General features: G+C 63.9%; 10 protein-coding genes and 2 pseudogenes. 2 read left to right on the top strand and 10 right to left on the bottom strand.

Features of this window, described 5'->3' with window-relative positions:
• Positions 1-876, bottom strand: coding sequence for a transporter (locus AC19YX_RS31305; protein ID WP_500607773.1), 876 nt, complete (start codon positions 874-876; stop codon positions 1-3).
• A gap of 138 nt (positions 877-1,014) precedes the next feature.
• The gene (locus tag AC19YX_RS31300) at positions 1,015-1,992 is read right to left on the bottom strand and encodes a helix-turn-helix transcriptional regulator (protein ID WP_201131003.1); all 978 of its coding nucleotides are present in this window, start codon (positions 1,990-1,992) and stop codon (positions 1,015-1,017) included.
• Positions 1,993-2,409: 417 nt separating this feature from the next.
• Here AC19YX_RS31300 and AC19YX_RS31295 point away from each other — a divergent pair.
• Both AC19YX_RS31295 and AC19YX_RS31290 read left to right on the top strand, forming a co-directional pair.
• Positions 2,410-3,216, top strand: a pseudogene (locus AC19YX_RS31295) (MCP four helix bundle domain-containing protein); the annotation flags it as partial.
• Positions 3,211-4,074 carry a methyl-accepting chemotaxis protein gene (locus AC19YX_RS31290; RefSeq protein WP_371106491.1) on the top strand — a complete coding sequence of 288 codons (864 nt, stop codon included), beginning with the start codon at positions 3,211-3,213 and terminating at the stop codon, positions 4,072-4,074. The pseudogene AC19YX_RS31295 and the gene AC19YX_RS31290, both read left to right, overlap by 6 nt.
• 42 nt (positions 4,075-4,116) lie before the next feature.
• On the opposite strand, the gene AC19YX_RS31285 is transcribed toward AC19YX_RS31290, so the two are convergent.
• The 8 genes and pseudogenes from AC19YX_RS31285 to AC19YX_RS31250 form a co-directional block, all read right to left on the bottom strand.
• Positions 4,117-5,103 (bottom strand): 2-hydroxyacid dehydrogenase, encoded by a 987-nt coding sequence (locus AC19YX_RS31285; protein WP_500607772.1) that lies wholly within the window; start codon positions 5,101-5,103, stop codon positions 4,117-4,119.
• A 22-nt stretch (positions 5,104-5,125) separates the two neighbouring features.
• Positions 5,126-6,420 (bottom strand): annotated as a pseudogene (locus AC19YX_RS31280) (MFS transporter).
• Between the two features lie 69 nt (positions 6,421-6,489).
• Positions 6,490-7,449, bottom strand: a complete 960-nt coding sequence (locus AC19YX_RS31275; protein WP_500607771.1) for a sugar kinase — start codon at positions 7,447-7,449, stop codon at positions 6,490-6,492.
• Complete coding sequence (locus tag AC19YX_RS31270; RefSeq protein ID WP_078472972.1) at positions 7,442-8,224, bottom strand: sugar phosphate isomerase/epimerase family protein; 783 nt, start codon at positions 8,222-8,224, stop codon at positions 7,442-7,444. Before AC19YX_RS31270 ends, AC19YX_RS31275 begins: the two co-directional genes overlap by 8 nt.
• Before the next feature lie 97 nt (positions 8,225-8,321).
• A complete protein-coding gene (locus AC19YX_RS31265; protein ID WP_500607770.1) occupies positions 8,322-9,341 on the bottom strand; it encodes a LacI family DNA-binding transcriptional regulator in 1,020 nt (339 codons plus the stop codon).
• A gap of 139 nt (positions 9,342-9,480) precedes the next feature.
• Positions 9,481-10,095: a LysE family translocator gene (locus AC19YX_RS31260; protein WP_500607769.1), complete on the bottom strand. Its 615-nt coding sequence runs from the start codon at positions 10,093-10,095 to the stop codon at positions 9,481-9,483.
• A gap of 51 nt (positions 10,096-10,146) precedes the next feature.
• Positions 10,147-10,986 (bottom strand): AraC family transcriptional regulator, encoded by an 840-nt coding sequence (locus AC19YX_RS31255; protein ID WP_500607768.1) that lies wholly within the window; start codon positions 10,984-10,986, stop codon positions 10,147-10,149.
• A 75-nt stretch (positions 10,987-11,061) separates the two neighbouring features.
• A complete protein-coding gene (locus AC19YX_RS31250) occupies positions 11,062-11,703 on the bottom strand; it encodes a DUF1345 domain-containing protein (RefSeq protein ID WP_078472965.1) in 642 nt (213 codons plus the stop codon).
• Positions 11,704-11,856: the final 153 nt, after the last annotated feature.

Genomic DNA, 11,856 nt, shown 5'->3' with positions numbered 1-11,856 from the left:
TCAGAACACATGAACCAGGCGCAGCAAGGCGTCGGTCCCGTGGTAACCGTTATCGGTGGCAACGTTCTGCGACAGGCTGAACATCAGCTGGTTTTGCTTATCCAGCCAATGGCCGACCTCGAAGCCAACCTGGGTGTAGCGCTTGTGGGTGTCGTCGATGCGCTGGTCATTGATCCGCAGTTCACCGCCGTCGGCGTGGATCAGGCGCAGGGCGCCATAGGTGCTCGGGGTGAAGTCATAGGACGCGAAGGCTTGCAGCCGATAGAGCGGGTCCTGCTTGAGTAAGCTGCCAAAGTAGTCGTCATTCTTGGCGTACAGCTGGGCTTCGAGGTTGGCTTCCAGCACCCACTTTTCGCCGATGCCCTGGGTGTAGTTGTAAACAAAGGTCGCGCCCCAACGGTTGGCCCCCGGCGACACATCGGGGTCCCGGCTGTGGTACTCGCCTATGGGCAGGGTGATCAGGGTCAGCAGGCCGCTGTAGGTACGCGATGCCGGGTCGTTGATGAAAAACAGGGTGCCGCCGACCTGGGGATCGCCGAAGCCGCTTTCACCGGTGTGCTGGCTGGCACCGGGCAGGCGAGCGTTGATGTCGGCAAAGGGCACGATGAATTGCGGGGTGCACAAGGTGCCGCAGATGTCGCTGAAAAACACCTGGCGGTATGCCATGGCGTTGACCCGCAGTTCGGCCTTGCCGGTGCTGTCAGCCGGGCCGTGGAAGTCGCCGGCGCGGGTGGTCGGCAAGTACAGCACGCCCAGGGTGGTGCCCGAGGGCGCGCCAAAAAAATCCCGCGCGTTAAGGTCGGCGGCACCGGCTTGCAGGCTCAACAGCCCCGTGGTCAAGGCCACGGCGGTGGAGCAGGTGGTGAATCTGTGCATGGCGTTACGTCTCTGTTTTAGGTTGTTGTGCGGCGAGCAGCTCGCCATGACGTGGCAGTGGGGGATAAAAAACCGGCAAAAAGGTGCCCGAGGCCGCCAGGGCGGCAGCAAAAAATCAGTCGGGATCAGCGCTGGAGATCAGCTGGGAGGGGCGTGCAGTAACTGGGCGATGCGGGCCTTGTCCTTGACTCCGAGCTTGCTGTAGATGGCGCGGATATGGTGGCGCACGGTGTTGGGCGACATGCCCAGGTCCCGGGCCACTTCCTTGTAGGTCTTGCCGTCGCCGAAGCATTGCGCGACGTCATTTTCTCGCGGGCTCAACTGCGGCAGCACGCTGCGGTTGCGCGCAGCCAACAGATACAGGTCGCCCACGGCCGAGGCTTCGACCTGTAAATGCTTGCCTTCGAAGCCGTCACCATTCAGTGCCACCGGTAACTGCGGACCGCTCCATTGCGGCCATTCGCTGAGCAGCAGGTCGACAAACCCGCGCTCGGCGCAATGCAGGGTGCCGCGCTGATCGCAGACCGCCAGTGCCAGGTTGCGCGGGCGGGTAAGTTTTTCGCGCATGGCCACCAGGGTGCGGATCTGGTTGGCCGACACCGCGGCCACCAGGTGCAGCATGATGTTGTTCAGCAAGTGGCAGTCGTCCTCGCGAAAGCGCGGCGCACCGGGCTTGCGGTACAGCGCCAGGTGATCGCTGAGGTGGGTGTGGGGATCGATGTAGACCACGCACATCAGCTCGCCGATGTCATAGGTCGCGCCCAGCCAGTTCAGGCCGGGGCCATTGGCCGGATTGCGCATGTCGATGATCACTGCCTGCCCGGGGGAGGCGTGCACGCGGCTCACGGTGACGTCGATATGGCGGATCGACTGCCAGTCCGGCAGGTAGCTGGGCGGCAGGTGATACAGGTAGGAACTGTGCTCCTCGGGCAAGCCGTCGATCAGCGCGGCGCGTCCCCACCAGGCGCTGTCAAAGGGCAGCACCTGGCTGATACGGGCCAGGGCGTGCGGGTGCAGGGTTTCGATGTCCTGGTGCTGGGCCAGGCGTTGCAGTTCGAGTGTCAGCGCGCTGAAGGCTGCCAGCAGGCCGGCGTGACCATGATCATGACCGCTCATTGGGGTGTACCTCTGTGCGACTTTCTTATTATTTTCGTCACGAAGTAGTGAAGGACCGGAACGTCGCGAAGACGTGGGCAGGGCCTGAAATCGAGTATCGGCGGGTTGCGGCACCCTCGCCATCCTACAGATGCAGGAGGCTGGCCGAGAGCGCCGCGCTGCCCAACCTGCCGGCCAAGGCGCTGTATGCCCCGGGGCAGAGCGCTCCCGTGAAACCTGCGGTTATGCTCGGCGCCAACGTAGCAGTCAAGGCCACTGATTAATTGTGACTACCCGGTCACAACTGGAAATATTTTTTGCCGGCGGACGCATTAAACCTCAAGTCCGGCCGATATCCATTACAGGCTCGCAGACCAACTACAACAGTCGGGCCGACCTGTCACACCTCCAGCACGGCTGGCCGACAGGGCTATTGGCATGGATGCGCGCAACCCCTTATTTCCCGAGAGTCGTCCTATGTCCCTACGTAATATCAATATCGCGCCTCGCGCTTTCCTCGGTTTTGCGTTCATTGCGTTGCTGGTCGTGGTGTTAGGTGTATTTGCGGTCAACCGCATGTCAATCATTCGCCAGGCGTCCATCGATATGGACACTATCCAACTGCCGAGTGTGAGGTACCTGGGGAACATGACTGAGAACGTCCTGCGCATGCGCATCCTGTCGTTCCGCATCCTGGTCAACCGCGAGGCGGCCGGCCTGGATGAGGCGCAAACCCGCATCGGCGTGCTGGTGGACAAGCTCAAGCAGGCCCAGGCCAGCTACGCAGCGTTGCCGGCGGGCAACGAGGAAGCGGCGCTGTACAAATCCTTTGCCGCCACCCTGGAAAACTACCTGCAAGCCCAGAATCAGATGCTGGAGCTGTCGCGGCAGAACAAGCTGGAGGAGATGCGCAGCCTGATCAACACCCGGATCAAGGACGGCACCGACCTGATGGGTGACCAACTGAACAAGCTGGTGGCGATCAACACCGCCGATGCCACGGCGGCATCAGCCGATGCCGGCAACCATTACGACAGCGCGATCACCTGGATCATCCTGGTCGCCCTGGCGGCGGCATTGATGACAGTGCTCCTGGCGCTGTTGCTGACCCGCAGCATCGTGCAGCCGCTGAACCGGGCCTTGAGCGCCGCGCAAACCATTGCCGGCGGCGACCTGACCAAAGTTATCGAGGTCGACGGCAAGGACGAGTCGTCGCGGCTGCTCAGCGCCCTAGCCGATATGCAGGGCAATCTGCGCCGTACCATCGAGCAGATCTCGGGCTCTGCCACCCAGCTGGCGTCAGCCTCGGAAGAACTCAGCGCGGTCACCGAGGAAGCTTCCCGTGGCCTGCAACAGCAGAACAACGAAATCGAACAGGCCGCCACTGCGGTGAATGAAATGACCGCCGCCGTGGAAGAGGTCGCGCGCAACGCGGTGTCGACTTCGGAGGCCTCGCACCAGTCAACCCAGGCCGCCCGTGAAGGCCGTGATCGCGTGGTCCAGACCGTCGACGCGATCCAGACCATGACCCACGACGTGCAAAACACCTCGGTGATGATCGAAGGCCTGGCCACCCAGGGTCGAGACATCGGCAAGGTGCTGGATGTGATTCGGGCCATTGCCGAGCAGACCAACCTGCTGGCCCTGAACGCCGCGATCGAAGCAGCCCGGGCCGGTGAGGCCGGACGTGGTTTCGCGGTGGTGGCCGATGAGGTACGGGCCTTGGCCCACCGCACTGCGCAGTCGACCCAGGAAATCGAAAAAATGGTCGCCGGGATCCAGAACGGCACCGGCGAGGCGGTGCAGTCGATGCAGCAAAGCAATCAACGCACCCAGAGCACCCTGGAAATGGCCCGCGCCGCCGGTGTGGCCCTGGAGCAGATCGCCGAGTCGATCAACCTGATCAACGAGCGCAACCTGGTCATTGCCAGCGCCTCGGAAGAGCAGGCTCAAGTGTCGCGGGAGGTCGATCGCAACCTGGTGAACATCCGCGACCTGGCTACCCAGTCGGCGGCAGGAGCCAACCAGACCAGCGCTGCAAGCCATGAGCTGTCGCGCCTGGCGGTGGATTTGAACAGCATGGTGGCGCGCTTCGTCATCTGACCAGGCGTGAACCCGGCGCCCGTCACGGCGCCGGAAGCCGGTTTAACCAGCGGCTTGCGGCCACAGCTGTTGATTGACCAGATTGGCCGGGCGTTGTCCGGCCAATGCCGCCAACAGATTGTCGACGGCGCAGCGGGCCATGGCTTCGCGGGTTTCATGGGTGGCCGAACCGATGTGCGGGGTGGCCACCACATTGTCCAGTTGCAACAACGGTGAGTCGTGGTCCAGCGGCTCGCGCTCGAACACATCCAGCCCGGCCGCGCGGATCTTGCGCTGCTGCAACGCCTCGATCATCGCCCCTTCGTCCACCACCTTGCCCCGGGAAATATTGATAAAGATGCTTTCCGGGCGCATCAGCTCGAATTCCTTCGCGCCGATCAAGCCCTGTGTCTGGGCGGTCAGCGGCAGGGTCAGGCAAATGAAATCGGCTTGCTGCAACAGTTGCTCCAGGCTGCAATAGCGGGCGTTGAAGCGCGCCTCCACCGCCGGTTTCGGCGAGTTGCTGTGGTAGATCAGCGGCATGCCGAAGCCAAAGTGCCCGCGCTGGGCCAGGGCCTCGCCAATGCGCCCCATGCCGATGATGCCCAGGGTCTTGCCATGCACGTCGCTGCCAAAGTGGCGCGGGCCGATGTTGCTGTTCCACTGCCCGGCGCGGACCAGGGTGGCCAGTTCCACCACCCGCCGCGCGGTGGCCAGGATCAGGGCAAAACCGGTGTCGGCGGTGGTCTCGGTGAGCACATCCGGGGTGTTGCTGAGCAGGATCCTGCGCTGGCTCAGGTAGTCGATGTCGTAGTTGTCGACGCCCACCGAGACGCTGGCGACCGCCTCCAGCTGCGGTGCCAGGTCCAGCAGTTCGGCGTCCAGGCGCAGGCTTGCGCCGAGCAGGCCCTGGGCCCGGGGCAGGGCTTCGCGCAGACGGTCCATGCCGGCGGGGCTCAAGTCTTCGATCAGCGTGACCTCGGCCTGGGCTTGCAGACGCGCCATCAGCTCCGTGGACAGTTTTTTGTAGACAACAACCTGTTTTTTCATCGGGTTCACCACCGTGTTCGGTTCAGGAATGGGCCAAGCGTCGACGGGCAGGCAAGGCCGGCGCCGTGCGGTCACTGGCGCCGGGCTTGAGGAAAATCGTCAGGACCACCGACAGCAGCACGCGCCGCTCATCAGCAGGTAGGAAGCGCCGGGCGAGCCGGTGGCGCTGTTCAGGTAACCCACCAGGTAAGAGCCGCCGAACGAGCCGAGGGCGCCCATGCTGTTGATCAGCGCCATGGCACCGCCTGCCACGTTGGCGGGAAGAATCTCCGGCACGATGGCGAAGAACGGCCCATAGGGCGCGTACATGCAGGCCCCGGCGATGACCAGCAAGGTGTAGGACCACCAGAAGTGTTCGGCGCCCAGCAGGTAGGAGCCGTAAAAGGCCACGGAGGCGATCAGCAGCGGCGGCCAGACAAAGCGTTTGCGCTTCTGGATCCGGTCCGAGCCCCAGGACACCCCGAGCATGGCAATCACCGCCGCCAGGTACGGCAGCGCCGACAGCCAGCCGGCCTCGACCATGTCCATCTGCGCGCCGTGCTTGAGAATCGACGGCAGCCACAGCACAAAGCCGTAGACGCCGATGCTCCAGCAGAAAAACTGCAACGCCAGGATGATGACCTTGGGTGAGCGGAAGGCTTCGGCGTAGTTCTTTACCGCTTTCATGCCCACCTGTTCGGCGTCCAGGGTGCTTTGCAGGTCCTGTTTTTCCTGCGAGGTGAGCCATTTGGCTTCGCTTGGGCGGTCATCCGCCAGGCGCCACCAGATAAACGCCCAGAGTACGGCCGGCAGACCTTCGATGATAAACATCCAGCGCCAGCTGAAATGCTCCACCAGGTAGCCCGAGACTACCGACATCCAGAGCATGGTCACCGGGTTGCCGAGAATCAGGAAGGTGTTGGCCCGGGAGCGCTCGGCACGGGTGAACCAATGGCACAGGTAGACCAGCATCGCCGGCATCACGGCGGCCTCGACCACGCCGAGCATGAAGCGGATGACGATCAGCATGTAGGCATTGGAGACGATACCGGTCAGGGTCGCCAGGGCGCCCCAGAGAATCAGGCTGACAAAAATCAGTTTCTTCACGCTGTGCTTTTGCGCGTAGATCGCCCCCGGCACCTGGAAGAAGAAGTAGCCGAGGAAGAACAGGGCGCCCAGCAGCGACGACAGTCCCGGGGTGATCATCAAGTCGGCGGCCATCCCGGAGGCGGCGGCAAACCCGTAGTTGGCGCGGTCCAGATACGCCAGGCTGTAGGTGATAAAGACGATGGGCATGATGTACCACCAGCGGCGGGTGGCGAGTTTTGCGGTGTGCATGATGGAACTCCTGAGCTTGTTGTTTTTGTCGCAGCAGGTAACGCGTCACGGGTCAATCGGGTGCGGCGGTCAGGCGCTGGATCGCAAGCGAACGGCAGCGGGCGGGGGCAGTTCTTCACGGCGCGGCAGGCCTTCCATATCGCCACGGCTCTGCACCGCGCGGCTGCCGATCCAGTTGGCGCGCTGTACGGCCTCGGCCATGCCGAGGTTTTCCAGCAGGCCGCTGATCAGGCCCACGGCAAAGCCGTCGCCGGCGCCTACGGTGTCGACCACCTGTGCCACCGGCACGGCCTCGACAAAGCCTTGATCCAGTTGGGTGCGGTAATAGGCGCCGGCGGCCCCGAGCTTGATCACCACGGCCTCGACCCCCTGGTCCAGGTAAAACGCGGCGATATCGGCCGGGTCTTGCAAGCCGGTCAAAAGGCGACCTTCACTCAGGCCCGGCAGCACCCAATGGGCTTGCACGGCCAGGCGGTTGATCTCGCTGATCATCTGTTTTTCGCTGTCCCACAGGCTGGGGCGCAGGTTGGGGTCGAACGACAGGCTGCGTCCGGCGGCGCGCATCTGGCTCATCAGCACCTGGGACAGCTCCCGGGCCGAGGCCGAGAGAGCCGGCGGGATGCCGGTGGCGTGCAGGTGCCGGGCCTTCAACAAGGCCGGCGCGATGTTGTTGACCGAGAGCCGGCTGGCTGCCGAGCCACGGCGGAAGTACTCGACCCGAGGGTCGGCGCCGTGTTCTTCGAGGGATTTGAGCTGAAACCCGGTGGGGTGCGCGGGGTCGGTCTCGACAAAGCGGCAGTCCAGGCCCTCGGCCTTCAGGGTGTCGACCACAAAACGGCCGAATGAATCGGCGCCGACCCGGCTCAGCCAGGCCACGTTGAACCCCAGGCGCGACAGGCCAATGGCAACATTACTGTCGGCGCCGGCAATGCGTTTATGGAAATGCCCGACCTGGGCCAGGTCGCCGCTGTGCTCGGCGACGAACATGGCCATGGTTTCACCGAACGACAGGATATCGATCTCAGACATGGGCGTTCTCCAGGCGTGACTGGCCCAGGCGGGCGAGGGTGCCGACGTGGTCACGGGTCAGTTGCACCAGGTCCTCGCCTTGCAGCGGGTATTCCACCGCGCGGTTAATACCTTGGGTCATGTGCCGCAACAGTTGTTCCCACAGATGCAGGTCGGCTGCGCTCGGCGGGATGGCCACCAGCTTGCCGTCGGCGCGGCGCGCCACGGCTTTGCAATGCACATAGCCGACATGCCGCCCCAGCAGGCGCGCGGCGGTGGCGGCCGACTGGTCTTGCCACTGCCAGTTGCCGATGTCGAACGTCATTTGCACCGGCAGTTGCAGGCGCTCGACCTGATCGAAAAAACGCTGGAACGGTTCGATTCGCCCGCCGTGCAGGGTCTGGTCGTTTTCCACCAGCAGCCGCACCGGGTGCCGTGCCAGCAAGGCGCCGAGGCTCTGCAGGTCGTTGTTGTCGGTGAAGTAGCCCAGGGACACTTTCAAACTCGTGGCGCCAAAGGCATGGGCGCGCAACAGGGCCTGTTCCAGCTGCGGATTGGCCTGGGACTGGCCGGCGACCCACAGCTCCAGTGGCGAGGAAAACAGGCTTTCGAGTTGCTGCGCCGCAGTGGCCTGGGCCAGTTCGGCCGGGACTTCGTCGGTGAGCAGCTCTTCACGCCATTCGATTCGCGAGGCCCCGGCGGCGGCCAGCACCTCGATGAAATGGCCTTGGCCCTGGGTGCGCACCAGGTCGGCACCGTAGCTGGAGAGGCTGATGGAAACGGGTGATTTATGCATTGTTCTGACCTCTGAAACCGGTTTCATTTTTGTTCAAAAATTTTTGCTGAAGCGCATCCAACGTCTGGCGGCAGCGACTACCGCGAAATACTGTGTTTCACCGACCCCGGGTCGATCCCCGCACAATCAACTGCGCCGCAAAATCCAGCACCCGCAGCGGCTGGGTGTCACCGCGCAGGCGCTTGAGCAGGCATTCGAACGCGCTCGCGCCTATGGCCTCGGTGGGTTGGGCGAGGGCGGTGATGCCATTGCCCACCAAGGGGTACCAATCTAGGTCATCGAGGGCGATCAGACCGATCTCGTCGAACAGGGGGCAATCCAGTTCGCGCAGGGCCGTGGTGGCCGCCAGCGCAGCGATGCCGTTGGCGCAGAACAGGGCTTTGGGCCCCGGGCCCGTGGCGGCGAGGAAGTGCTTCAGGTGTTGAGTCAGGGCGCTGCCGGTTTCCAGAACCTGGCCGTGCAAGCCCGGGCGCTGGGCGATTTCGTTGTGGAAGCTGGCGACCCGCTCGATCCGCGAGCTGGTGCCGTCATGGGGTTCGCTGACCAGCACGATATCGCGGTAACCGCGCTCCTGCAGGTGGCTGAGGGCCGCGTTGACGGCCGCGGGGTTGTCCAGGCCCACCAGGTCGCTGTGCAATTGCTCGACCTTGCGGTCCACCAGGACCATGGGCATTTCCTGGTGCAGTTCGCGCAGTTGGTCCAGGTGGTGGCCGAGGGTGTTCACAATCAGGCCTTCGATGTTGTACGAACGCAGGTTGGCCAGATGCTGGCGTTCCTGTTCGTCATCGCGGTCGGTGTTGCACACCACCAGGCTGTAGCCGTGCTGGCGACAGGCGGTTTCCACGCCATGCATCACGGCAATCGAATAGGGGTTGCGGATATCGGCCACCAGCATGCCGATCAGGCGGGTGCGCCCGCGTTTCAGGCCGCGAGCCATCTGGTTCGGGCGGTAGCCCAGTTCCTCGATCGCCTGCTCGATGCGCAGGGCAATGGCATCGGAGAGCAGGGCGCGGTCGTCGCCGATAAAGCGCGAGACACTGGCCTTGGAGACTCCGGCGCGCTCGGCCACATCAAGCATGGTGACGCGGCTGCGCTGGGCGGCGGAAAAACTGTTCACGGGCAACGACCTTATTTTTTTGATTATTGGATTTCGCCAAGCTTGAACTTGCACTGAAACCGGTTTCAGGAAACAGCAAAGCGCAATCGGCGTCAAGTCTGATCCACTGCGGCATCTGACCAACGGCGGGCGCCGTGAATCAAGCCCACAGACTCAGCCAGGCCGAAGCCAGCAACAGCAGGGCCATGCCCCGGTTGAAACGCTGCATGGCAATAGGCGAGCGCAGCACCTTGCTCGAACCGGCACCGAGCATGGCCCAGGCTCCCAGGCACGGCAGCGAGATCAGGAAAAACGCCAGGGACAGGTACAGCACATGGCTCTGACGCTCGGCGCCTTCACCGGCGAATACGCTGACCACCGCCAACGCCATCATCCAGGTCTTGGGGTTGACCAATTGCAGGCTGGCACCCCCCAGCAGTCCCAGGCGGCGCGGGTTGCCGCTATCAGTTGTGGGGTCGAGGGCTGTGGCCGGTGCGCGGTAGATCTGCCAGGCCAGGTAGCTGAGCCAGAGGATGCCGATCCCTTGCATGGCGTGTTGCACCGCAGGCAGGCGAGTCAGGGACTGGCCGAAGCCGCTGCCCACCAGCAGCACAATAGTGGCCGCCGCGATGCCGGCACCGAGGATGATCGGCAACGCCGCCTTGAAGCCGTAGCGGGCGCTGTTGCTCAGCACCAGGATATTGGTCGGCCCGGGGGTGATGGAGGCGACGAAGGCAAACAGTAAAAACGGCAGCAGGGTGGGGAAAGACGACATGGCAGGCTAGCTCCGGGGAAGATCGAGACGCCATCTTCGCCAAGCAGCGCCTCAGGCGTCTGGAAGCTTTGTGCAGCGCTTGCGGTACAGCGCCGGGGTCAGGCCGTAGGCGCGGACGAACCAGCGCCCCATATGGCTCTGATCGGCAAACCCCAGGGCCATGGCCACCTCGGCGGTGGGTTCGCCACGGGCCAAGAGGCGCCGTGCTCGAGCCAGGCGCAACTGCACCAGGTAGGCGTGGGGCGGCAAGCCAAACGCCGCCTTGAACGCGCGGCTCAGGCGAAAACGGTCGACGCCGCAGGCCTGGCTCAGTTCATTGAGGCTGATGTCCAACTGGCCGTGGGCATGCAGGTACTCCCGAGCACGGTGGGCCACCAGCGGCAGGCGCGGGTCATCGCGATAACGCTGGCGCCAGTGCAGGTGCCCGGTGAGTTGTTCGAGCAGTTGGTCGAGAGCGCTCTGGCGCACGATCCGCAGTTCCCCGCTGTGCAGACTGTGGAAGGCGTTGCAGGTGGCCTGGGCCAGGCGCGGGTCACTGGCCAGGGTGCTGGCGAAGCTCAGTTGACTGTCGGCCGGCGCCTCTTCGAACAGTGCGTCGAGTTCGCGGGTCAGCCATTGCGGGTCGAGGTACAGCATGCGGTAGGTAAAGCCGCCGGCGCTGGGGGCCTCGCCGTCGTGCAACTCGCCGGGTTCAAGCAGGAATACCTTGCCCGGGGTGCTCTGGTGCCGCGCACGGCGGCAGTTGAACTGCTGCACCCCTTGCTCGGTCACGCCCACCAGGTAGCTGTCGTGCCAGTGTGGGTCGTAGGCATGGCCGGTGAAGTGCGCGCGCAGGGTTTCAATGCCGGTCTCGGCGTCCTGGGCCAGATCGATCCAGTTGTGCGCAGTCATGGGCGCTCCGCGAAAGGGTCAAGGTCGTCAGTTAGCGCCCGCCGCCCAGGGCGGGTCTAGAAGATTTGTGCGCGTTCAACTGAACAGCCCGGCGGCGATGTTGATCGAGAAGCCGAGGATCGCGGTGTTGAACAGAAAACCGATCAGCGACTGCGCCAGCACGATTTTGCGCAAGCCACGGGTGGCCACGCCGACGTCGGCGGTCTGCACCGCCACGCCGATGGTGAAAGAGAAGTACAGGAAGTCCCAGTAATTGGGGGTGGTCAGGTTTTCGGCGAAGCGCAGGGCCGGTTCCTTGCCATCCCAGGTGTAGTAGAGCCGCGCGTAGTGCACGCTGAAAATCATCCCGATCAACAGCCACGAGCCGACCACGGTCATGCCGGTAAAACCGTAGTGCAACAGGCGCCGGGTGCTTTCCAGGTCCTTGCTGCCGCTGAGCTCGAAGGTGATTGCCGCCAGGCTGGCCAGGGCGGCGATGCACACCATGAACAGCACCAGGCTGGCGTTTTCATCCTCGACTTCGGCGATGCGCTTTACATCGTCGGCCCTGGCCCGCACGGCGAGCCAGAACATCAGCACCAGGTAGCTCCAGACCCCGGCGTTCCAGCCGATGAGGATCTTGCTGATCACCGAGTCGGCCGGGGCCAGGATCCCGACCGCCAGCCCGATCAGGGCACCGGCAGTCAGGCGGGGATGGGTGCGGACGATATGCGGCATGGCGACTCGCTGAGGGTGGCTGGGGGCTGGCGAACTCTAGCATGAACACCCCACGGCGCTTTCAGGGCAAACCACGCTGGCCATCCCTAACACCATCTATCAGCCTGATAATCCATGGCGTTCTCGAGGGCCAGCGCAGCCTTCCGCAGCGGC

The sequence above is a fragment of the Pseudomonas sp. MF09150 genome, assembly GCF_059862355.1.
This window is presented reverse-complemented; position numbering and strand designations above follow the sequence as displayed.